The organism is Parageobacillus thermantarcticus, from assembly GCF_900111865.1.
GTDB lineage: Bacteria > Bacillota > Bacilli > Bacillales > Anoxybacillaceae > Parageobacillus > Parageobacillus thermantarcticus.
The window spans coordinates 1-23,641 of sequence record NZ_FOJS01000031.1 but is presented as its reverse complement, the minus strand read 5'-3'; the positions used below and the strand labels follow the sequence as shown (position 1 = coordinate 23,641).

Below are 23,641 nucleotides of genomic sequence, written 5' to 3'. Positions count from 1 at the left end.
AGGAGAGGGAGAAATGCGGGGGAAATTAAAAAATTTAACCGTCCAAGTGATTATTGGAATTATTTTAGGAATTATTGTTGGATTTTTATTTCCTGAATTTGGAGCAAAATTGAAAGTGCTTGCAGACGCATTTATTAAGCTAATCAAAATGGTGATTGCGCCGATCATTTTCTTCACGGTTGTGATTGGAATCGGCAACATGGGGGATTTGAAAAAAGTCGGTCGCATCGGCGGAAAAGCGCTTATTTACTTTGAAATCGTGACGACGTTTGCCTTGGCAATCGGGATTGTAGTCGTTAATTTAATCAAACCGGGAGTCGGATTTAATACAGATGCGGTAAAAGGCGGCGATGTATCACAATTTACGAAACAAGCTGAAGAAGTGAATCACGGTGTCATCGATTTTTTGCTTAGCATTATTCCGGATAATGTCGTTGGGGCATTTGCGAAAGGGGAATTGCTGCCGATTTTATTCTTTGCGATTTTGTTCGGCCTCGCGACAGCGGCATTAGGAGAAAAAGCAAAACCGGTTGTTGCGTTATTTGAACGTTTAACGGACATCTTTTTTGGCGTCGTCAATATGGTGATGAAAGTATCTCCGATTGCGGCGTTCGGTGCGATGGCGTACACGATTGGCACGTTTGGAATCGGTTCGTTAGTGTCGCTTGGAAAACTAATGGGCTCTGTTTATATTACGATGGCGCTGTTTATCTTTGTTGTCCTCGGACTAATCGCGAAGTTTTACGGGTTTAACATTTTCAAATTTATCGCTTATATCAAAGAAGAAATTTTGCTTGTGCTTGGCACTTCTTCTTCCGAGTCGGCGCTTCCAAAACTGATGGAGCGTCTTGAAAAGTACGGCTGCTCTAAATCCGTTGTCGGGCTTGTTGTGCCGACTGGCTATTCGTTTAACCTTGATGGAACATCGATTTATCTGTCGATGGCGGCGATTTTTATTGCACAAGCTTACGGCATTGACTTGACTATTTGGCAAGAACTTACGTTGCTTGGAATTTTAATGTTAACGTCGAAAGGGGCAGCGGGTGTTACAGGTTCCGGATTTATTACGCTTGCCGCAACGTTAGCGGCGTTCCCGATGATTCCAGTGGAAGGAATCGCATTGTTGCTTGGTGTTGACCGCTTTATGTCAGAAGCGCGCGCCATTACGAACATCATTGGCAATGCGGTAGCGACGGTCGTTGTTTCTAAAATGGAAAACGAATTTCATCCTTCTACGGAACAAAATGAGGACAGAACGAATATAGCTGTTGCAAAGTAAACTTTTATGCTTTTCTGCCATTCGTTGTAATATACGAAAGGCGGCAAACGAGTTCTTGCTGCCTATGGCAGAAAAGCAATTTTTTGTTTTCCGTTGACAATGAACACAAGTGTTTTATATAATAAATCTCGAATTCAAGATTTATGAATTAAGTATTTATGACGACTTTTAACAAGAAGAAAATGAATGAAATGCGAAAAAACGGACAAATTACAATTGGAAAGTTCCAGCAAGTCGGTGAAACATTTGTTGTTGCTAAAAAATCCGCATAAAGGAGAGGAAATGGACGATGGCGAACGTAAAATTAGCAATTATTTATTACAGCTCGACAGGCACGAACTATCAATTGGCGAAATGGGCAGAAGAAGCGGCAAAAGAAGCAGGTGCAGAAGTAAAAGTAGTGAAAGTTCCTGAACTCGCGCCAAAAGAGGCGATCGAATCAAATCCGGCGTGGAAGGCTCATGCAGAAGCGACAAAAGACGTTCCGACAGCTACGCTGGAAGATTTGGAATGGGCCGATGCCATTATTTTCAGCGTGCCGACTCGCTTTGGCAATGTTCCTTCCCAATTAAAACAATTTTTAGATACGACTGGCGGATTATGGGCCCAAGGAAAGCTTGCTAACAAAGTAGTCAGCGCGATGGCGTCTGCAGGAAACGCGCATGGCGGCCAAGAACAAACCATTTTGCAACTTTATACGTCAATGTACCATTGGGGTGCGATTGTCGTAGCGCCTGGATATACGGATCCATCTATTTTTGCCGCAGGTGGAAACCCGTATGGAACGACCGTGACTGTTGACCAAAACGGAAAAATGGTGGAAAATGTCGAAGCAGCTGTGAAACATCAAGCGCGTCGTACGGTTCAAGTCGCACAATGGATTAAAAACGGAATGCAACAGCAAAGATGAGGGTCATCCTCATCTTTTTTTATGCATATATTTTGCTTTTTTTCACGCACGCCAAGATAATAAAATTAAATAATTTTTTGAAAGGGAGAGAAAAATATGAAACATTTGCAAGACCGCGTCACATTGCATAATGGGGTGCAAATGCCGTGGCTTGGACTTGGAGTTTATAAGGTGAAAGACGGGGAAGAAGTCATTAATGCGGTGCGCACCGCGCTGGAAATTGGCTACCGCCATATTGACACAGCGGCATATTACCAAAACGAAGAAGGAGTCGGGAAAGCCATCCGTGAGTCAGGGATTCCGCGCGAAGAAATATTTATCACGACAAAAGTGTGGAACTCCGACCAAGGATATGAAACAACATTGAAAGCGTTTGAAACAAGCTTGAAAAAGCTAGGGCTTAATTATGTGGACTTATATTTAGTGCACTGGCCTGTTAAAGGAAAATATAAAGAGACGTATAAAGCGCTAGAAAAATTGTATAAAGATGGACGCGTGCGCGCAATTGGCGTTAGCAATTTCCACATCCACCATTTAGAAGATTTAATGGCTAATTGCGAAATTAAGCCGATGGTCAATCAAGTGGAATATCACCCTCGTTTGACGCAAAAAGAGCTCCATGCGTTTTGCAAACAGCACGGCATTCAGCTTGAAGCATGGTCGCCGTTGATGAGAGGGGAAGTTTTGCAAGAAGAGACGCTTGTCGAAATTGGCAAAAAATACGGGAAAACACCAGCGCAAGTCATTCTTCGTTGGGATTTGCAAAACGAAGTGGTGACGATTCCAAAGTCGGTAACGCCGCAGCGTATTAAGGAAAACGCCGATATTTTCGATTTTGAACTAACAGCGGAGGAAATGGCAAAAATCGATGCGCTTAATTTGAACAAACGAATTGGGCCGGATCCAGATAATTTTGATTTTTAACGGTGTTGCAAGTAAAAAGGGGACTTTTCTTCGCGGAAAAGCCCCCTTTTTGCAAAACGGAATTTTGTATATATATGCAAATTTTCCTTGTAAACCATTAATAAATTGTATCATTTGACGTATGAATGATCGTTAAAGTACAATAAATATTAGTATACACATTTTATGTGATAGAGGATAACGGAGGGTGCTGTGATGCTATTCCATCCGATGGATTTTGTCATTCTCATCGCCTTTGGCATTTCGCTATGGGCGCAATGGAAAGTTTCAAGCAACTTCAACGCTTGGTCGAAAGTTCCAGCTTCTTCCGGTTTGTCAGGAGCGGAAGTTGCTCGCATGATTTTGGACCGCAACGGCCTTTATGATGTACCGGTCGAAGTTATTCCGGGAAGATTAACGGACCATTATGATCCGATTTCGCGTGTCGTCCGCTTGTCGGAACCGGTATATTATGGGCGGTCGATCGCTTCTATATCGGTTGCCGCGCACGAAGTCGGGCATGCGGTGCAGCATCAGCAAGCGTACGGCGCGCTAGTGCTCCGCCATCGCATGTTTCCAATCGTAAATTTCACATCGGGAGTGGCGCCGTTTTTATTGCTAGTCGGGTTTTTGCTTCATCAGCTTTCGCTGATTGGCTTAGGGATTATTTTCTTCGCCTTTGCCGTTGCTTTTCAAGTCATTACGCTTCCGGTAGAGTTTAACGCAAGCTCGCGGGCGAAAAAATTTATGTTGGCGGAAGGGCTTATTTATCCGGATGAAAAGCGCGGCGTCAACAAAGTATTAGGAGCGGCCGCATTGACGTATGTGGCAGCAACGCTCATTTCGGTTTTAGAATTGTTAAAATACGTGTTAATTTTTACGCAAAGCAACAATAATGATGAATAAGAATAGAAACCTGTCTGTAGGAGGTGTGATCCGGGCGCACGATCCGCGCCCGGAAACCAATTGGACATAGTCAATTTACTGATAGTGGCTTTGCTTATCGCATGTACCGCTTTTTTTGTAGCTTCCGAATTTGCGATTGTCAAAGTTCGCAGCTCGCGCATTGACCAATTAGTTAGCGAAGGAAACAAACGGGCGATTGCTGCCAAAAAGGTGATTTCCAACCTTGACGGCTATTTATCAGCGAACCAATTAGGTATTACGATGACGTCGCTTGGGCTTGGTTGGCTCGGTGAACCGACGGTGGAACGGATACTAACGCCGCTTTTTGAGCGCATCCATTTGTCGGAGTCGCTTTCGCACGTTTTATCCTTCGTTATTGCCTTTTCGGCGATTACGTTTCTTCACGTCGTTGTCGGCGAGCTGGCTCCGAAAACGTTTGCCATTCATAAAGCGGAAGCGATCACGTTGTTTACCGCACAACCGCTTATTTTATTTTATAAAGCGATGTATCCGTTTATTTGGACGCTCAACAATTCAGCGCGTCTTGTCACCAAAATGTTTGGCCTGCAGCCGGCGGCAGAACATGAAATTGCCCATTCCGAAGAAGAGCTGCGCCTCATTTTATCAGAAAGTTACAAAAGCGGGGAGATTAATCAATCGGAATATCGGTATGTGAACAATATTTTTCGTTTTGACGATCGGGTTGCAAAAGAAATTATGGTGCCGCGCAAAGAAATTGTGGCGCTCGATATCAATCGAAGCGTGAAAGAAAATTTGGAAATTATTAAAGAGGAAAAATATACACGTTATCCGGTGATCGACGGCGATAAAGACCACGTTCTCGGTCTCATCAACGTGAAAGAAGTGTTTACCGATCTTGTGACAAACCCGTCTGCGGAAAAACAAATGAAAGATTATATCCGTCCAATCATTCAGGTGATTGAGTCGATCGCTATTCATGATTTGCTTGTGAAAATGCAGAAAGAGCGCATTCACATGGCGATTTTGGTCGACGAGTACGGCGGAACATCGGGACTTGTCACTGTCGAAGATATTTTAGAAGAAATCGTTGGCGAAATTCAAGACGAATTTGACGTAGATGAAATTCCGCTGATCCAAAAAGTGGATGAAACGCGTACGATTGTTGACGGTAAAGTGCTGATTAGCGAAGTGAACGATTTGTTCGGCCTTGCCATCGATGATGATGATGTCGATACGATTGGAGGCTGGATTTTAACGAAACATTACGATATTAAAGTAGGCGATAGTGTCGAAATAGACAATTACTTGTTTACAGTGAAGGAGATGGACGGCCACCATGTGAAGACGGTGGAAGTCTTGAAGCAGGAGAAAGAAGAGGAAGCACAAGATGAGGCGCTCGGCGAAAAGGAGGAACTTCGTTTATAGGAGACTGGTTCAAAAGTTGTTTGGCCACATACAGAATAACCATATATAGGTTTCCTCTTATTGTTCGATGCGTATATAGGTAGCACAGAAGGGTGTCCCATCACTTTTGGGACACCCTCTTTCATTGCGAATCGATGTAAAATCGCGCAATATCAACGGGGAAATCGTCAACGGGAGCGACGCATGAAACCGTTTCTTTCGTAAAAGGATGCAAAAACGACAGTTTAACGGCGTGCAGCGCTTGGCGATGAAACGTATTTTCGCCGCCATAAAGGACATCGCCGACTAGCGGATGACCGATGTAGCTCATATGGACGCGGATTTGATGCGTGCGCCCGGTGTCAAGGGAAAGTTCGACAAGCGATGTTTGCTCGTTCAAAAACGTATGTAAAACACGATAGTGCGTCACCGCTTTTGCGCCTGTTTTCGAAACTCTTCGTCTAGTTGGATGATGGCGGTCGCGCCCAATCGGGGCGGAAATCGTTCCAGATTTATTTTTGACAATGCCATGGACAAGCGCTACATACGTCCGCTTGATTTGCCGTTGTTCTAGCATCCGGTCGAGCGTCGCGCCTGCGAGCGGATGTTTGGCAAACAAAATCGTTCCGGATGTATCGCGATCAAGTCGATGAATATGGCGCACTTTCGTCAAAATGCCTTGCGCTTGCAAATAAAAAGCGACCGCGTTTGCTAACGTTCCTGTTTGAGAAGGTTCGGAAGGATGGATATCGATGCCGGCGTCTTTGTTAATAATGAGCAGATGCTCGTCTTCCCATAAAACGGAAAGTTCCCGATACTCGGGAAGAATGGCGGAAGGTTCAGGTTTATAAAGATACAGCTGCAAACGGTCATTTTCTTGTAACGCAGTTTGCCATGATACTTCTTTTCCATTTAATTTAATTCCTTTTTCCATGCGCAGTTGATGCGCGAATTTTTTTGAGGTGCACCATACTTCTTTTAGCAGCGATTCGATCGTTTGCCCCTGCCAAAAAGAAGGAATGACGCATTCAAGCCAATCTCCTTTTTTTAACCACATTGTTCGTTTCACTCCGAATTTTTTACGCGGTGGAAACACTTTCTACCTCTATGTGCGCATAATGTATGATACACTCATAGTATCGTTTTGTTAATGATTGCGCAAGCGTAATTGCAAAAAAGGTGGCAAGGGCGATGAAGACGGTTTATGCGGCAACGAAAGAGCAAGAGGAATATATCAATTATTTGGTAAATTATTTTTATACAAACATTTTTCCGTATTATTTCACTGACGAACAAATTCATGAGTTTGAAAAATTGCAAGTCCTTTCATTACAAGAAAAACGTGTGAATACAATGGAACAATGAAAGAAGCGTTTCAAATTATTTCATCGCTGCAATCATTAATTTCCATCATCGAATATGTCGGGAAAAGTGGAGATTGCGGACGATACCGTGATGTATTTCAGCGGAACGTCGAATTGCTTCGGCGGTACGGCGTTGCGTTTCCGTTTGCGATAGAGCATTTTGCCGCCAAACGGCATCATCCATGCAGCGTGTATTTGCTTTCACAAAACGAATGGTTAATGTGAAAAGGAGTTCGCCGATTCGTGGGGCGAACTCCTTATTGATGGCGATGCTGAATTGAGGAAAACCAGTCACGGAACACTGCCTCTTCATGATAGCCATCGATTCGTTTTACTTCCTTCCCATTTTCATAATGAACAAGCGTTGGTGTTCCTTCGATGTGGTACTTGTCCCATCCATCTTTAAATTCCAGCAAATTAAACAATTTTAAATCGATCCCCATTTTCTTGGCCAAAGGAACGACGATCGGAGTTGTTTTTTGGCAATGCGGACAAGTCGGGCTGTAAAAATAAACGGTGACCGTTTCTTTATTTTTTAGCTTCTTTTCTAATTCGTCCGGCAAGATAAGGTTTTGATAATTTGGGTCGTCAAGCTGCTCAATGGTTGCGGGATCAAGTTCTTTTTTATGGTACGGATTATCTTTAACCGCTTCTTTTTGTTGATATGACGTGACAAAGGCGAGCGCTGCAAACAGCGCGACAATAATTGATCCGAAAATAAGGAGCTTTTTCAACTTTGTTTCCCTTCTTTCTCTTTGCGAATAATGAAGATGCTTAATACGCTAATGAGAAAAAACGCAACTAGCGCCAAAAACGGAATCGTAATAAAGCCGAGCCAATTAATGTACTGTCCCGTGCAAGGAATGCGGCCGCAGGAAATAGCGTGGCTTTGAAAAAAAGGAACTTTTTGCAGAAGATAATGGTAAAGGGAAATCGATCCGCCAATGACTGACAACGCCAAGCTATAGCGGGCGATGCCGTATTCTTTGCGAATTGTTGCGAGCCCTAATAAAATCACTTGTGGATACATAAAAATCCGCTGAAACCAACAAAGATCGCAAGGAATAAATTTTAAAATTTCGGAAAAGTAAAGGCTGCCAAGCGTCGCGATCAATGAAATTCCCCAAGCGCCAATAAGCGCGTTTTCCAATGTTTTTGCATTATTGTTGTTCATGCTAAAATCCCCTCGTTTTTATGTGCATGCCATTTTCATTATATTGGACGAAAGGGAGAATGTAAAATTGTATGGACGTTATCTTTTAGTTATAGTACAATACTCATGTGCAATCGTTTTCATTTACGTACATAGAGGTGAGAAACTTGGAAAGGGCATGGTGGAAAGAAGCGGTTGTGTATCAAATTTATCCGCGCAGTTTTTACGATTCAAACGGGGATGGCATTGGCGATATCCCCGGCATTATTGCTAAACTTGATTATTTAAAAGAACTTGGTGTGGATGTTGTATGGTTATCTCCAGTATATAAATCGCCAAATGATGATAACGGTTACGATATAAGCGATTATCGCGATATTATGGATGAATTCGGCACGATGGAAGATTGGGAAGAAATGCTTGAGGAAATGCACAAACGCGGGATTAAGTTAGTGATGGATTTAGTCGTCAATCATACGTCAGATGAGCATCCGTGGTTTATCGAATCAAGAAAATCAAAAGACAATCCATATCGCGATTATTATATTTGGCGGCCTGGGAAAAATGGAAAAGAACCGAACAATTGGGAGTCATGCTTTGGTGGTTCTGCTTGGGAATATGATGAAACAACAGGAGAATATTATTTACATCTTTTTTCCAAAAAACAACCTGATTTAAACTGGGAAAATCCGAAAGTACGCCGCGAAGTGTATGACATGATGAAGTTTTGGCTTGACAAAGGCGTCGACGGCTTTCGGATGGATGTCATTAATATGATTTCGAAAACACCAGGATTACCGGATGGTGAACCGCAGGAAGGAAAAAAATATGTTTCAGGAAGCAAATATTTTATGAACGGTCCGCGCGTTCACGAATTTTTGCAAGAAATGAACCGGGAAGTGTTATCAAAGTACGATATTATGACGGTTGGAGAAACGCCGGGAGTGACTCCGAGAGAAGGCATTTTATATACAGATCCGTCTCGCCATGAATTAAACATGGTGTTCCAATTCGAGCATGTGGATTTAGATTCAGGGCCTGGAGGAAAATGGGATATTCGTCCGTGGTCATTAGCCGATTTGAAAACAACGATGACAAAATGGCAAAAAGAGCTAGAAGGAAAAGGGTGGAACAGCCTTTATTTAAACAATCACGATCAGCCACGCGCTGTTTCTCGTTTTGGCGATGATGGAAAGTATCGTGTCGAATCGGCGAAAATGCTGGCAACATTTCTCCATATGATGCAAGGAACTCCATATATTTATCAAGGTGAAGAGATCGGAATGACAAATGTGCGCTTTCCGTCGATTGAAGACTACCGCGATATTGAAACGTTAAACATGTATAAAGAACGTGTGGAAGAATACGGTGAAGATCCGCAAAAAGTAATGGAAAAAATTTATTATAAAGGGCGCGACAATGCGCGCACGCCGATGCAATGGGATGATAGCGAAAACGCAGGATTTACGACAGGAACGCCGTGGATTCGGGTAAACCCAAATTATAAGGAAATCAACGTAAAAGCGGCGCTCGCCGATCCAAATTCGGTGTTTCATTATTATAAAAAATTAATTCAACTTCGTAAACAACATGACATTATTGTCTATGGAACATATGACTTAATTTTAGAAGAAGATCCGTATATTTACGCGTATACGCGTACGCTTGGCAATGAAAAACTGGTTGTTATTACGAACTTTTCCGAGCAGACTCCTGTTTTCCGCCTTCCAGATGATATCATTTACAAAACAAAAGAACTGCTCATTAGCAATTACGATGTCGATGAAGCGGAAGAACTGAAAGAAATTCGTTTGCGCCCATGGGAAGCGCGCGTGTATAAAATTCGTTTGCCATAAAATCGATACCAATACAAAGCGATGCAAACATTATTTTCTACCTATATCCTCCTACGAATCGGCCACAATAATCGGTGAAAGGGGAGGATCACATTGAATAATAACAACAGCAATAAAGTTCAAGACATTATGACGAAAAACGTCGCGACTGTTTCGCCTAACCAAACGGTCCAAGAGGCTGCGCAAATCATGAGCCAAAAAAACATTGGTGCGCTTCCGGTAGTGGAAAACGGTCAAGTGAAAGGAATGATCACCGACCGTGATATTACACTCCGCACATCGGCACAAGGAAAAAATCCAGCTTCCACTTCTGTATCGGAAGTGATGACTAACCGCGTCGTCACCGGTACGCCGAATATGAGCGTACAAGAAGCGGCAAACGTGATGGCGCAAAACCAAGTCCGCCGTTTGCCAATTGTAGAAAACAATCAGCTTCAAGGCATTGTCGCACTAGGCGATATCGCGACAAACAGCGCTTCCGATCAAGCGGCGGAACAAGCGTTGACAAACATTTCCGAGCCATCGCAACCGCAAGGATAAAGAAGGGAAGGATGTCTCTTTTTTGTGAGACATCCTTTTTCTTTTGTTCGGTATATTGTATGATGATAACGAATACATAAAAAGCAAGGAATTTATCGATCCGGAGGGATGTTCGTTGGATTGGAAGAAAAAATATGAGCAATGGTTGGCATATGAGCCGTTGGATGAAGAATTAAAGCATTCGTTAAAAAAGCATCAACACGACCTTCCGTGGCTTGAAGATTGTTTTTATAAAAATTTAGAGTTTGGCACAGGCGGCATGCGCGGAGAAATCGGGCCGGGGACGAACCGGATGAACGTATATACGATTCGGAAAGCATCAGAAGGTTTGGCGCGGTACATAGAATCGTTTGGCGAAGACGCGAAAAGGCGCGGTGTCGTGATTGCTTACGATTCGCGGCATAAGTCGCGGGAATTCGCGATGGAAACGGCGAAAACATTGGCCACTCATGGCATTCAGACGTATGTATTCGACGAACTGCGGCCGACGCCCGAACTTTCGTTTGCCGTTCGCCATTTGCGCGCGTTTTCTGGCGTCGTTATCACCGCAAGCCATAATCCGCCGGAATATAATGGATATAAAGTGTACGGCGAAGACGGGGGACAACTTCCTCCAGAGACGGCAGATGCGGTCATTCGATATGTCAATGAAGTGGAAAACGAATTGGACATCCATGTTGAGGATGAAGCGATTTTGAAAGAGAAAGGACTCATTCAAATCATTGGAGAAGAAGTGGACAACGCCTATATTGACGCTGTAAAGACAGTTTCGCTGCAACCGAAACTTGCGGAAGAGGTTGATGTTAACATTGTTTTCACACCGTTGCACGGCACATCCAACAAACCGATCCGTCGCGCGTTAAAGGAACTTGGATATCGCAATGTATTTGTAGTGAAAGAACAAGAACAGCCAGATCCAAACTTTTCCACCGTTGCGTCACCAAATCCGGAGGAACATGCGGCGTTTGCCTTGGCGATAGAACTCGGCAAAAAAGTCAATGCCGATTTGCTAATTGCGACAGACCCTGACGCCGACCGATTGGGAATTGCCGTAAAAAACGAAAAAGGCGATTATGTCGTATTGACCGGGAACCAAACTGGCGGCTTATTGCTTCATTACTTGCTGTCACAAAAGAAAGAAAAGGGGATATTGCCGGAGAACGGAATAGTGCTAAAAACGATTGTCACGTCCGAATTTGGCCGCGCGATTGCGCAATCTTTCGGTTTAGATACGGTCGATACGCTAACAGGATTTAAATTTATCGGCGAAAAAATCAAAGAATATGAACAAACTGGCCAGTATACGTTCCAATTTGGCTATGAGGAAAGCTACGGCTATTTAATCGGTGATTTTGTGCGTGATAAAGACGCGGTGCAAGCAGCGGTATTAGCGGCGGAAGTATGCGCTTTTTATAAAAAACACGGCATGTCTTTATACGAAGGATTGCTGCGATTGTTTGACCAATACGGCTATTACCGCGAAGGTCAGCAGTCATTAACATTAAAAGGAAAAGAAGGAGAAGAAACGATTCAAGCGATCTTAACATCGTTCCGCAATGAGCCTCCGACAGAGGTGGCAGGAAAAAAAGTCATCGTGATCGAGGATTACAAAACGAAAGAACGGGTAAACACTGCGACTGGAGAAAAAACGTTGATTGCGCTTCCAACCTCTGACGTATTAAAGTATGTATTGGAAGACGATTCATGGTTTTGCTTGCGTCCGTCGGGAACGGAGCCAAAACTCAAAGTGTATTTCGGTGTGAAAGGAGAATCGCTCTCTGACAGCGAAGCGAAGCTGCAACAACTTTCCGACGCGGTAATGAAACGGGTGCGCCATTTTTTGAATACCGCTTCATCGCTTCAATCATGATAACGTCTTGGGGACAATGAATTTAAGGAGGGACGATGCGGATTTTTTTCTATTCCGGCTAGCTGTTCGGGAAAACGCAAGCGGTGTATTTGTCCACTTATTCAACCGCATTTTTACACACAAGCTGAAACAGACAATGCCATTTTCGGCATTGTCTGTTTTATATTGTCTTCATTCGTGCAGGTAAGCATACTGCTCGATTCCCGTTTTTTGTTCGCTTGTCTCAAGAGCATGGTCGATATAACGCAACAGAGAGGTTAGACGCTTTTGAATGATCGAGTAATCATACTCAAAGTTGTAAGCGTGAAGAAATTTTTCAATTTTTTTCGAAAGCAAGTCGTCTTGTGTGCGCACCATTAAAATAAGCAAGTTATCCCATTCGGAGCGGTGTGTGTAATACAACGCTTTATCATAATCCAGCGTGTTCATCGGCATGCCTCCTTTTACAGAAGGAGTTATCGTTAGTGTATGATGCTCGGGCTCGTTTTTACACTGTAAATGTTGCAATGGAAGGTAAATAATAAATTATAGCCTAATTAAGCATGAAAAAGTAAAAATAAATATTGCAATTTTGTGACAAAAGTGCTATCCTCAAAGTGAGGGGATGGTGGAAATGATGAAACGCTATGAAAGCAAAGAGATTACGCAAATGTGTAAAATGATCGCAGCCGTAGGGCTAATTGTCGGTGTTTCCTTGTTTTTGTTGAGTTTTATCGCAAACGCTTACAATAAAGACTTTTTCCTTACGATTATCAGTTTAGGCATTATAGGTGCTTCCATGTTTATGTTTGGGTTTGGGACGTTTATGGGAATTTTAATGGAAACATACGGAAATACCAAAACAAGCATGTAAAACACCGGCTTTTTGGCCGGTGTTTTATTTCTTCTTTTGCTGATCATACCAATAAAAAGTGAGCAAGCAAATGAGAAAAATAAATACGACTATAAAAAAGATGCGATATTTATTCATATATTGCTCCATCATCATCCAATTTTTTCCTAAATAATTACCGAGCGTAAGAAAGGTGAAAATCCAGACAAACGCACCACTATAAGCGTACAAGGTAAATTTTTTCCATTCATATGCGTTCGCGCCGGCTAAAAAAGCGGCAACATGACGGACACCGGGGATAAAATAGCAAATAAATAACACGGATGGTCCTAATTTGGCAAATAATGTTTTCGTTTGCTCCATTCGCTTGTCGGTAATATGTATTTTCGGCCCCACTTTTCGTAAAAACGGTAATCCGAGTTTTACACCTAAAAAGTAACTAATGGAAATGCCTGTTATAGCGCCGATAAAGCTAAAAGCAAACGCAATAGGATATGACATAAAACCTGTGGAAATTTGGTATCCAATGTACGTAAGCAGCAATTCATCCGGAATTGGCATACCGACGATCCCCAGCATTAACACGATCATAATACCGATGTACCCAAAATGGCCGATCACATAATGTAAATAATGTCCCACTGTATCACCACACCTTAACGAATTTAAAAAGTAAAGCGATGAATCGGAAATCGTAAGTTATATTGCTAATGTTTATTATAAACAATGCGTACGTAGGTCAAGTCTAAATTATTTCGTAAAATTTCACTATCAATTCAGTGAACCTGAATCATTGGAAAATAAAAATCACTTTTTTACACCAAATTTTGTGACTTAATCTTTTTTGCTTGCTTTATATAAGTATATAGTTATATGATTATTAAAGAAAATAGCAAGTATAAAATAAAGGAGTTAGAAAGTACTGTTTTCCATTTTTGTTCAATATATAAGTAAATAGCTATATAATTATAAAAGAATAGGAGGTGTTCCCATGCAAAAAACAACAGTAGAAATAGAAAAAGCATCACATGTTTTAAAATTGCTTGGTGATAAAACACGTTTAACGATCATGGCGATTTTAAAACAACGTGAGTGTTGTGTTTGCGAGCTTCTTGAGGTGTTTGACATGAGTCAGCCGGCGATTAGCCAGCATCTTCGCAAATTAAAAGATGCAGGATTAGTAAAAGAGGATAGGAGAGGACAGTGGATTTATTATTCCCTCAATCCTCGAAGTGAGTTATATGATCTCATCCAAGATATTTTGCAACATATTCCAGATCAAACAGAGAATATTCGTAAGATTGAGGAAAACACCCCTGCGCTCCGCTGCGGTTGTTAACCTACTAATTAAATTGGGAGGGAAACAATGAATCATACGGGGAAAAAACGTCTATCGTTTTTGGATCGATACTTAACGCTTTGGATTTTCCTTGCTATGGCAGCAGGAATTGGCTTAGGATTCGTCTTTCCGGGCTTTGTAGACGGAATGAACAGTTTGCAGGTAGGAACGACATCGATTCCAATTGCAATTGGCTTAATTTTCATGATGTATCCTCCGTTGGCAAAAGTTCGTTATGAGGAGATTGGGCGCGTCTTTAAAGATGTGAGAGTATTAGTGTTATCGCTCGTACAAAACTGGATTATTGGACCGATTCTTATGTTTTTGTTGGCGATCGTATTCTTGCCGGATAAACCGGAGTACATGGTCGGACTCATCATGATCGGTCTAGCACGTTGTATTGCAATGGTGATTGTCTGGAATGATTTAGCAAAAGGAGATGGAGAGTACGCAGCTGGATTGGTGGCGTTTAACTCTGTATTCCAAGTGTTATTTTACTCTGTTTATGCGTATGTGTTTGTGACGATCATCCCAGAATGGTTAGGACTAGAAGGTGCTGTCGTTCATATTACAATGATGGAAGTCGCGAAGTCGGTGTTCATTTACTTAGGAATTCCGTTTCTTGGCGGAATGTTGACGCGCTTTTTGTTGGTAAAAGCAAAGGGCAGACAATGGTATGAAAAAGCATTTATTCCAAAAATCAGCCCGATTACATTGATTGCTTTATTATTTACGATTATTGTCATGTTCTCTTTAAAAGGAGATATGATCGTAAGTTTGCCGTTGGATGTCGTGAGAGTCGCCATTCCATTGTTCATTTACTTTGTGTTGATGTTCTTCGTTTCCTTCTTCTTAGGGAAGAAATTTGGAGCGAACTACCCTGTAACCACCACACTTGCCTTTACAGCCGGCAGTAATAACTTTGAGTTAGCGATTGCCGTAGCTATTGGCGTGTTTGGAATCGATTCTGGCGCAGCGTTTGCCGCCGTCATTGGACCATTGGTGGAAGTGCCTGTCATGATTGCGTTAGTCAACGTGGCACTATGGTTTCAACGAAAATACTTTAAAACAGAATCCGTATCATACTAACAACAGAGGTGGAATGAAACGTGAAAAACAAAAAGATCATTTACTTCTTATGCACAGGAAACTCTTGCCGCAGCCAAATGGCAGAAGGATGGGCAAAAAAATATCTTGGCGATGAGTGGGAAGTGTACAGCGCTGGTATAGAAGCGCACGGGCTAAATCCAAACGCGGTAAAAGTTATGAAAGAAGTAGGGATTGATATTTCGCACCAAACATCGGATGTCATTGATCCGGAAATGTTAAATAAAGCCGATCTTGTTGTGACACTATGCGGTCATGCAGCGGATCACTGCCCAGTAACTCCGCCAAATGTGAAACGCGTCCATTGGGGATTTGATGATCCGGCAAAAGCGGAAGGAACGGAAGAGGAAAAATTAGCGGTATTCCGCCGCGTCCGTGATGAAATCGGCGCGCGCATCAAAAAATTTGCGGCAACAGGCGAATAAAGCTGAAATGAAGCCGAGAAAAATCTCTCGGCTGATTTTATTGTAAGTTGATATAAATCCTTCAATCCAAAACAATGGACGAGACATGTCGATGAATTTTCTTTATTTTTCAAAATAAATAGTTGTAATTTACAAATAATATGATATAAATAATTTATAGAGGTGAAAAAATGGAAAACATGAGAGAGTTGTTTCAAGTGATGACGCGTCGTTTTGGATTGCTGAATAAAAATTGCTGTTCTATTGGTGATGTAGATATTTCTCTCGTTCAAAGCCATATTCTTTATGAAATTGACAAAAGAGAATATCCATCTATGCAACAAGTGTCTGAAGCATTGGGAATGGATATTACCACGTTTAGTAGACAGATTCAAAATTTGGTGAAAAAGGGTTTAGTCAAAAAAACGCCGCTTCCTGAAGATCGAAGGGTATACACGTTATCGTTAACGACCGAGGGAAAGTTTATAGCAACAACCATTGATCGAGAAATAAATCGATATTTAGATGAAGTGTTTTCGCATATGACGGAATTTGAGAAAGAAACCGTGATTCGTTCGATTAAATTGTTGAATGAATGCATGGCGAAATCAAGTGTATGTTGCAAACCGATAACGGTGGGCAAGTAAAAGCTTGCCCGCAAAAAATAAACAAATATTTGTATTTTACAAATAAATGAATCGGGTTGAATGTATGTGAAGAGAGGTTTTGAAAAACTTTACGATAATTACGGCTATTTATTCACGTTTCATCTGATATTCAATGATATCCTAGTTTTATCAATGTTAACAATAAAGGGGGTGGTGCCCATTATTGTGTATAAGTTTATTGAATTTTCACAATTATGACGCGGTTTCTTTAGAGTTTGTCTTTGCGTTTATGGGGACTGCTGTGGCAGTGAGAATATTATTAGAATTTTCATTATCATTTTTATCATTTAAGGAGTGATAAACTGATGAAGTACGTTACTCACGATCAAATCCGGCAAAATGTCCGCAGCCGCTATAAGCAAATTGCGCTGCAAGAAGCAAATTCTGTCAGCTGTTGTTCAGCAGCTTCCGGATGTTACGGTACACCTAATGAGATATCGGCAAAACTGGGGTACTCGGATGAAGAATTATTTGCCGTGCCAGAAGGAGCTAACCTTGGACTTGGTTGCGGTAATCCGTTAGCAATTACGGAATTGAAACCCGGAGAGGTAGTGCTGGATCTTGGTTGCGGTGCCGGCTTCGATTGCTTTTTAGCTGCTCGTCAGGTCGGAGAAACAGGGCGCGTCATTGGCGTGGATATGACACCAGAAATGATCAGCAAAGCACGCAGCAATGCCGACAAGGGTGGCTTTACCAATACCGAATTTCGGTTAGGAGAGATCGAATATTTACCGGTGGCAGATGGTTCAGTTGATGTCATTATTTCCAATTGTGTCATTAACCTTTCCCCAGATAAGCCTCGAGTGTTCAAGGAAGCCTATCGTGTGCTCAAGCCAGGGGGACGCCTTGTCATTTCCGACGTTGTGGCGACGGCAGAACTTCCACCGGAAATCAAAAACAATATGGATGTCTTGTATTCTGGATGCGTATCAGGAACAGCATCGATTGGAGAGCTGGAATCCATGTTACAACAGAGTGGATTCACGCAGATCACCATTGAACCAAAAGATGAATCGAAGGAGTTTATCAAAGATTGGGTACCTGGAGCGAACATCGCGGATTACATTGTTTCTGCGATCATTAAAGCAATGAAACCGTAAAAATGTGGCATAGCAGCTCGGAACTCGTTGAGGAAGAGAACGTTGAGCGAGTTGTTTCTTACGATAATTCCGATCTCACAGAGGAGGGACTTCAGTATTATGAACATTCGCCGCTTTCGCAAAGAGGATTGGCTGCAAGTAAAGGAAATTTACGAACAAGGGATCGCGACAGGACAAGCGACGTTTGAAACGACAGCACCATCGTTGGAAAAATGGGAATCGACGATTGCGGCAAATTTATGTTTAGTCGCTGAAAATGAAGAGGGCATTCAAGGCTGGTGCAAGATAAGCAAAGTATCGGATCGCTGCGTGTATGAAGGGGTGGGAGAGGTGAGTGTGTATGTTCGAGATGTGAGTCGAGGAAAAGGAGTAGGAAAACAACTTCTAGAAGCCATGATCAAAGAATCAGAGGCAAAAGGATTTTGGACATTAACTGCAGGTGTTTTCCCGGAAAATATATCAAGTTTACGTTTGCATCAAAGTGTTGGCTTTCGCAAAGTCGGTATAAGGCAACGTATAGGAAAGTTAAATGGGGCATGGCGTGATGTGGTATTGCTTGAGCGGCGTAGCCCGGTTGTAGGGATAGATTAGATGATTCATTTTCAGCCATCCGTGTTCAATGGTTATGAATCGCTGATCGATATACACATGTATTCTAAATAATAGCTACAACTTGCACAATGTACCATGGACGAAATGAAGGAGTGCTTCCCCCCTTCTCAACATGGAAGATGCAACAGTTTTTATGTCCGGATGCTCGCTTAATAAGTAAAGAATCGCCTTAGATTTTCGGGAAGGACATATGATTTTTTTTCTGGATTCGGACTTATGCGTATCAAAATACATTAATGTTAAAAGGATTGTTTCTTTTCGTTGTCAAATATTTGTAGTAAATTTAGAAATTTAAAGGAGATATATGGCGGAATGGACGCAAAGGATTTGTTACGTATTATAGACGATGGGGAAAATGCCGAATTGGAATGTAAAGCAGCCAAAGGTGGTCTGCCGAAAGATGTTTGGGAAACGTATTCTGCTTTTGCGAATACAAATGGCGGTATTATTTTGCTTGGGGTCGAGCAAAAAGGACAAGAGTTTTTCCCAGTCGATGTTGATGCAAAAAAGTTAGTTAAAGACTTTTGGGACGGAATTAATAATCCACAAAGAATTAGCAAAAATATCTTAGTGGATCGAAATGTACAAATTATTGAAGTTGATGGGAAAGAAATCGTGAAAATTTATGTTCCAAGGGCTTCACGTGAGGACAAGCCAATTTATATTGGTCATAATCCTTTTACAGGTACATATCGCCGCAATTATGAAGGAGACTATAAATGTACAAAAGAAGAAGTACAGCGAATGATAGCGGACCAATCGCCAATTCCTCAAGACAGCAAAGTTCTTCCCAATTACGGTTTAAATGATTTGAATATGGAATCAGTGAGAAGTTATCGAAATCGCTTTTCTTCTTTGAAACCGGATCATCCTTGGAATGGCTTAGAATTGGAAGAATTTTTATATAAAATCGGAGCTTTAGGAAGGCTACGCGAAACCAACGAGGAAGGGCTAACATTAGCCGGGTTGCTCATGTTTGGGGAAGAGCGCAGCATTACAGAGTATTTACCACAGTATTTTTTGGAATATCGGGAAAAGAGTTCGGATGTGCCGGGGGAGAGATGGACAGATCGGATTATTTCTTCCGACGGCACTTGGTCGGGGAATTTGTATGATTTTTATTTTAAAGTGATCCGCAGACTAACGGATGATTTAAACATTCCTTTTCAAATGGAGGGGCTTTTTCGCAAGGATGATACAAGGGTGCATGCTGCTCTTCGTGAGGCTTTAGTTAATACGTTGGCTCACGCCGATTACTACGGGCAACGCGGAATTGTTGTCGAAAAGGAAAAGATGTTATTTCGATTTTCTAACCCGGGTGTTCTTCGGATTCCTTTGCAACAAGCACTGAAAGGTGGAATAAGCGATCCGAGAAATCCAACGATTTTTAAAATGTTTATGTTAATTGGGCTCGGTGAACGGGCAGGGTCGGGGATTGAGAATATTCATTTGGCGTGGAAAGAACAACATTGGACTGCCCCGGAATTAATTGAAGAATTTCAGCCGGATCGCACGATTCTTACGTTGCGAACAACTTCATTATTACCGCAGGAAAGCGTCGATTTTCTAAAAGCAGTTCTTGGGAAACATTATAAGTTTTTAAGCAATGATGAAGTATTAATTTTAGTGACGGCACATCAAGAAAATTATGTGACCAATACGAGATTGCAAAGCCTGACAGATAAAAAGAGTGATGAAATAAGCAAATTATTATCCGGACTGGTGGAAAAAGGATATTTAGAACCAAATGGACAAGGAAGAGGTACAAAATATACGCTAACGGAAATGTTTCATCAAAAGTCTATAGGGAACTCCAGATATAATCGGATAAGCTCCGGACCTAATGTTAATAACTCCGGACCTAACGCTGCTAACTCCGGACCTAACGAAAACGAACAAACAAAAGATCATGAAAAAGTGCTATTGGATATTTCTGAATTAGCAAGGAAGAAAAAGAGATTAAATCCTTCCGAAATGGATGAGATCATTTTAAATCTTTGTGCAATTAAGCCGTTAACGCTCAAAGAATTAAGTCAATTACTGAATAGGCAGATGGATCCTCTTCGCAAAAAGTACATTTCACGATTGCTTAAGGAAGGGAAATTAGAACCGCTATATCCAGAGCAAATAAACCATCCGAAACAAGCATATATGACACGATCTCTTTTTACAAACCAGCATTAGGATATTGGATTCCTAATGCTGGTTTATTGTTATTAGACAAATTTCCCTTCTCATATAGTTTTACAAAATATGATGGGGAGGGGTACGAATGAAGCTTGATGGGATTTGGATGGAATCCATTGAATTAGATAAAATTGTCCCCATATACGTTGAAAATGTTTCAAAAAGAGCAGTAGAGAAAATGGTCAAAATATTAGAGGGAGGGGATCAGTTAAGCAGCCATGTTATTGTTGAAAAGGATCGAACGGAAGATAAATATTGGTTAGTTGCGGGGTACCCAGAATACTTAGCATATAAAAAAATGAATGAAATGCATAAAAGGTGCCCAAAAATATTTTGCGTTATTCAGCGATATTCGAATGAAACGGAACAACGAATTAAGTTGCTAAGGAGGATGTTCCATCATCAAACAACAAAGTGGTTAGACAAACATATGTTGATTGATCAAATGGTTAATAGCGGAGTAAAGGTTGTCACGATAGCCCGAAAGCTGGGAGTTACTCAAGCTGAGATTGAAAATTATTTTGTCCATCCGGATATTCCTTTTGACATAATCAAAAAAGCCCGGGAAAATGAAGGAAGTTTGATAAACATAGAAAAAATTCGCAAATTGCCAATCCATTCAATGCTTAAACACAAGTTATATCAGCGAGCAGTATTACCAAAAAGGCACCCTGCCCGATTAACGACAGATAAGTTGCAAAAAATAAAGTGGTTACTAAAAAGGGATTACTTTAACGATTTAGGAAGAGAAGATCAATGGGAGATGTTGCAACAAGCTTTAGATTACAGGGGAACATTAGAAAATATATGGGATTTGGATATTGAAAGAAGATTGAAAAGAATGTCTCAAGGGGAGTTGATATTAAAATTTACGTTCGATCCGGACTCCTATAACAATGACCTAAATTTTAGCGATCTTATCAATTAAATGGGATTTTAATAAGAGATGCTTGGCGTTTAAAGTCAAGCATCTTTTATTTTGTCTGTAGCAATTTATAATTTAATTTTTTTTGGAGGATTTTGGCATAAAATGTAGAATTTTTTTGGTATTAGATTGTGGGGGGGGTATGCAATGCGTATTAAGGAAATAGTAATAAGAAATTTTAAAAACATTGGTATCAAAAAAAATGCATTATTAAAGTACCGGAAGTCGATGAAAATGGATCCTCAGATTTTGTAACTGTAATAGGTGAAAACAACATAGGAAAATCATCTATTTTGGAAGCCCTTAGGTTATTTCTTCCAGAAACAGATTTACCAAGCACTCCTTCAATTGATTTATTTCCTTTTAAAAAAGAACCGACAAATGAAGATGAATTTATGGAAGTGAAAATTACTTTTAATGGATTAAACGATTTAGATAAAAATCATCCTTACATAAAGCCGTATATTTATAATGATGAATTAATTATTAGGAGAATATGGAGTGGTCCTGATTTAAGGGATACAGATGTTCCTTTTGAAGTGTTTATTCCTAACAGACACATTACAGAGTTAAATGAAGAAGAAACATGGAATAGGAGTGCATTTGAAAATGTATCGCCTAGCCTAAAACAACTTTATACAAAATTTTGTGAGGATAAAAAATTAAACAATGGTACTATTCCAAAAAATAAAAAAGAAGAATTTGTAGAATTTGTTTATTTAAATGATAATACGCTTATTACGGAAGGCGAGCCAAAATGGTTTCCTAATCCGAACGGATTTGCTTCAAAAATAAGATCCATAATGCCAAGAGTGATTTATGTTCCAGCAGTTAAATTAATAAACGAGGAGGCTGATGCAAATAAAAATAGGTCAGCTGCCAATCTAATAGCGTCTGCTTTGTTTGAACAGCATCTTAGTTCCACTGAAGAAATAGAAAATTTTAAAAATGCTTTAAACTCCTTGAAGCTAATTTTTAACGAAGATACAAAGCATAGAGAGGTTCGAAATCTTCAAGATAAGTTAAGTAAAAAACTTAAAAGGATAATGGAGGTTGAAGCACACGTTGATTTTGAAGTACCGGAAGTAATGGAGAAACTCCACTTAAACTCGTCCATTTCATTAAAGTACAACAATTTACTAACTAAACCTTCTGAACAGGGCAATGGGGTTCAAAGACTGCTTATCTTATCATTATTAGAATTAATGGCAGAACAACTAACAAGTTCTGATCTTGATAAGGAGTTAGACAATCGGGAATGGAGAAGAAGTTTTTTATTTTTGATTGAGGAACCAGAGATATATTTACATCCGCATTTACAGCGAAAAATGCGTGATGCATTAGTACAAATATCAAAGCATCCTTTAGCTCAAGTAATTTGTACATCACATTCGGAAAACTTCATCGACTTAGCTGACAGGCACCAAGGAATTGTGTTACTGAAGAAGAGAAGTGATGGAACTGCAGAAACAATACAGGTGCCTTATGATATTTATAGTGGTGATAATAAATCAGAAAAAAGAAAAAGAATGAGAATGTTGTTAAACTTCAATACTTCGACGTTGGAGGCTTTTTTCGCAAAAAGAGTTGTTTTGGTAGAAGGTGATTGTGAAGTAGCCAGCTTTTTAGCGATTAAACAAAAGCTCAAGGAAATTTTCCCGGAAAAAGCAGATGAAATTGAAAACACTGCTAAAGATATTTCTATAATACCTTGTAATGGTAAATTAACACAGATTGCATATTATGAGGTATTAAAGCATTTTGGAATTCAGGCATATTTAGTCCATGATTTAGATGGAGAAGGTGAAGATGAGGGAATTAATCGAAACATACTGGCTAGGATAGGTAAGGAGGAATATCGGCTAACACACCAGAAGAATTTTGAAGATCATATATTTGGTGAATCATGGAGCAACGACAAACCATGGAAAGCTACGGAAAGAATTCTAAATAATTTTGATGATTATAAAGAAAACCTTTTGAGATTTTATAAGGGTCAAGTCCTAATTATTGTGTAAATTCCCCTTTGATAGACAACATGGACCTGATGACTTGACGTATGGTAGGCAAGTCCGGCAAGTCTCCCTGCCAGTCGCCTTCCCGGACAAACGATCATGTTGTCAAGGAACAGGCGTGTCAAGGAGCTTTCGCGGCATATCCTCGCTTCGCTCCGGTATTCCACGTTCTCCTTGACACAGCGAAGGGGTTACCCTACTCTTTTCATCTCCGAAACTTCCTGATTCACCGATCGAGCTTCTTGCTCTTTCGTTTTCCGCCACTGCCAATATTCGGACATATCT

General features: G+C 40.9%; 23 protein-coding genes and 1 pseudogene. 19 read left to right on the top strand and 5 right to left on the bottom strand.

Annotation, left to right across the window (positions count from 1 at the left end):
* Positions 1-13: 13 nt before the first annotated feature.
* From BM278_RS13215 to BM278_RS13195, 5 genes are all read left to right on the top strand, one after another.
* Positions 14-1,279, top strand: coding sequence for a dicarboxylate/amino acid:cation symporter (locus BM278_RS13215; protein WP_090950470.1), 1,266 nt, complete (start codon positions 14-16; stop codon positions 1,277-1,279).
* Positions 1,280-1,568: 289 nt separating this feature from the next.
* On the top strand, positions 1,569-2,189 hold the full coding sequence (wrbA, locus tag BM278_RS13210; protein WP_090950467.1) for an NAD(P)H:quinone oxidoreductase: 621 nt from the start codon (positions 1,569-1,571) through the stop codon (positions 2,187-2,189).
* 96 nt (positions 2,190-2,285) lie between these two features.
* On the top strand, positions 2,286-3,113 hold the full coding sequence (locus BM278_RS13205) for an aldo/keto reductase (RefSeq protein ID WP_090950465.1): 828 nt from the start codon (positions 2,286-2,288) through the stop codon (positions 3,111-3,113).
* Between the two features lie 195 nt (positions 3,114-3,308).
* Positions 3,309-3,998, top strand: coding sequence for a zinc metallopeptidase (locus tag BM278_RS13200; RefSeq protein ID WP_090950463.1), 690 nt, complete (start codon positions 3,309-3,311; stop codon positions 3,996-3,998).
* A 60-nt stretch (positions 3,999-4,058) separates the two neighbouring features.
* Positions 4,059-5,405 (top strand): hemolysin family protein, encoded by a 1,347-nt coding sequence (locus tag BM278_RS13195; protein WP_090950460.1) that lies wholly within the window; start codon positions 4,059-4,061, stop codon positions 5,403-5,405.
* A 121-nt stretch (positions 5,406-5,526) separates the two neighbouring features.
* Here the strand turns inward: BM278_RS13195 and BM278_RS13190 are convergent, their stop codons facing one another.
* On the bottom strand, positions 5,527-6,441 hold the full coding sequence (locus BM278_RS13190; RefSeq protein ID WP_090950503.1) for an RluA family pseudouridine synthase: 915 nt from the start codon (positions 6,439-6,441) through the stop codon (positions 5,527-5,529).
* A gap of 134 nt (positions 6,442-6,575) precedes the next feature.
* On the opposite strand from BM278_RS13190, the pseudogene BM278_RS13185 reads away from it, so the two are divergent.
* Positions 6,576-6,973 (top strand): annotated as a pseudogene (locus BM278_RS13185) (YhcU family protein).
* Positions 6,974-7,005: 32 nt separating this feature from the next.
* On the opposite strand, the gene BM278_RS13180 reads toward BM278_RS13185, so the two are convergent.
* Together BM278_RS13180 and BM278_RS13175 are read right to left on the bottom strand one after the other, a co-directional pair.
* On the bottom strand, positions 7,006-7,482 hold the full coding sequence (locus BM278_RS13180; RefSeq protein WP_090950458.1) for a thioredoxin family protein: 477 nt from the start codon (positions 7,480-7,482) through the stop codon (positions 7,006-7,008).
* Positions 7,479-7,922, bottom strand: coding sequence for a disulfide formation protein C (locus BM278_RS13175; RefSeq protein WP_090950456.1), 444 nt, complete (start codon positions 7,920-7,922; stop codon positions 7,479-7,481). Before BM278_RS13175 ends, BM278_RS13180 begins: the two co-directional genes overlap by 4 nt.
* A gap of 146 nt (positions 7,923-8,068) precedes the next feature.
* On the opposite strand from BM278_RS13175, the gene BM278_RS13170 reads away from it, so the two are divergent.
* The 3 genes from BM278_RS13170 to BM278_RS13160 all read left to right on the top strand — a co-directional run bounded on the left by BM278_RS13170 (position 8,069) and on the right by BM278_RS13160 (position 12,167).
* Complete coding sequence (locus BM278_RS13170; protein WP_090950453.1) at positions 8,069-9,757, top strand: glycoside hydrolase family 13 protein; 1,689 nt, start codon at positions 8,069-8,071, stop codon at positions 9,755-9,757.
* A gap of 93 nt (positions 9,758-9,850) precedes the next feature.
* A complete protein-coding gene (locus BM278_RS13165) occupies positions 9,851-10,297 on the top strand; it encodes a CBS domain-containing protein (RefSeq protein ID WP_090950450.1) in 447 nt (148 codons plus the stop codon).
* A gap of 115 nt (positions 10,298-10,412) precedes the next feature.
* Positions 10,413-12,167, top strand: a complete 1,755-nt coding sequence (locus BM278_RS13160; RefSeq protein ID WP_090950447.1) for a phospho-sugar mutase — start codon at positions 10,413-10,415, stop codon at positions 12,165-12,167.
* Between the two features lie 171 nt (positions 12,168-12,338).
* Here the strand turns inward: BM278_RS13160 and BM278_RS13155 are convergent, their stop codons facing one another.
* The gene (locus BM278_RS13155) at positions 12,339-12,596 is read right to left on the bottom strand and encodes a YhdB family protein (protein ID WP_090950444.1); all 258 of its coding nucleotides are present in this window, start codon (positions 12,594-12,596) and stop codon (positions 12,339-12,341) included.
* A 184-nt stretch (positions 12,597-12,780) separates the two neighbouring features.
* Here BM278_RS13155 and BM278_RS13150 point away from each other — a divergent pair, with 184 nt between their 5' ends.
* Entirely contained in the window at positions 12,781-13,020 is a 240-nt protein-coding gene (locus BM278_RS13150; RefSeq protein WP_208601808.1) for an MFS transporter, read from the top strand.
* Positions 13,021-13,044: 24 nt separating this feature from the next.
* Here BM278_RS13150 and BM278_RS13145 read toward each other — a convergent pair whose 3' ends face one another.
* Complete coding sequence (locus tag BM278_RS13145) at positions 13,045-13,641, bottom strand: DedA family protein (RefSeq protein WP_208601807.1); 597 nt, start codon at positions 13,639-13,641, stop codon at positions 13,045-13,047.
* A gap of 349 nt (positions 13,642-13,990) precedes the next feature.
* Between BM278_RS13145 and BM278_RS13140 the strand changes: the two genes are divergently transcribed.
* From BM278_RS13140 to BM278_RS13100, 9 genes are all read left to right on the top strand, one after another.
* The gene (locus tag BM278_RS13140) at positions 13,991-14,338 is read left to right on the top strand and encodes an ArsR/SmtB family transcription factor (protein ID WP_090950441.1); all 348 of its coding nucleotides are present in this window, start codon (positions 13,991-13,993) and stop codon (positions 14,336-14,338) included.
* Positions 14,339-14,365: 27 nt separating this feature from the next.
* Positions 14,366-15,427, top strand: a complete 1,062-nt coding sequence (arsB, locus tag BM278_RS13135) for an ACR3 family arsenite efflux transporter (protein WP_090950438.1) — start codon at positions 14,366-14,368, stop codon at positions 15,425-15,427.
* A 20-nt stretch (positions 15,428-15,447) separates the two neighbouring features.
* Entirely contained in the window at positions 15,448-15,870 is a 423-nt protein-coding gene (gene arsC, locus BM278_RS13130) for an arsenate reductase (thioredoxin) (RefSeq protein WP_090950435.1), read from the top strand.
* A gap of 170 nt (positions 15,871-16,040) precedes the next feature.
* Positions 16,041-16,496, top strand: a complete 456-nt coding sequence (locus BM278_RS13125) for a MarR family winged helix-turn-helix transcriptional regulator (protein ID WP_090950432.1) — start codon at positions 16,041-16,043, stop codon at positions 16,494-16,496.
* A gap of 326 nt (positions 16,497-16,822) precedes the next feature.
* Positions 16,823-17,617 carry an arsenite methyltransferase gene (locus BM278_RS13120; RefSeq protein WP_090950429.1) on the top strand — a complete coding sequence of 265 codons (795 nt, stop codon included), beginning with the start codon at positions 16,823-16,825 and terminating at the stop codon, positions 17,615-17,617.
* A gap of 99 nt (positions 17,618-17,716) precedes the next feature.
* Positions 17,717-18,208: a GNAT family N-acetyltransferase gene (locus BM278_RS13115; protein ID WP_090950426.1), complete on the top strand. Its 492-nt coding sequence runs from the start codon at positions 17,717-17,719 to the stop codon at positions 18,206-18,208.
* 333 nt (positions 18,209-18,541) lie between these two features.
* A complete protein-coding gene (locus BM278_RS13110; protein WP_090950423.1) occupies positions 18,542-20,413 on the top strand; it encodes an RNA-binding domain-containing protein in 1,872 nt (623 codons plus the stop codon).
* Positions 20,414-20,501: 88 nt separating this feature from the next.
* The gene (locus BM278_RS13105) at positions 20,502-21,344 is read left to right on the top strand and encodes a hypothetical protein (RefSeq protein WP_090950420.1); all 843 of its coding nucleotides are present in this window, start codon (positions 20,502-20,504) and stop codon (positions 21,342-21,344) included.
* Positions 21,345-21,634: 290 nt separating this feature from the next.
* Entirely contained in the window at positions 21,635-23,359 is a 1,725-nt protein-coding gene (locus BM278_RS13100; protein WP_244151170.1) for an AAA family ATPase, read from the top strand.
* The last annotated feature ends 282 nt before the right edge of the window (positions 23,360-23,641 follow it).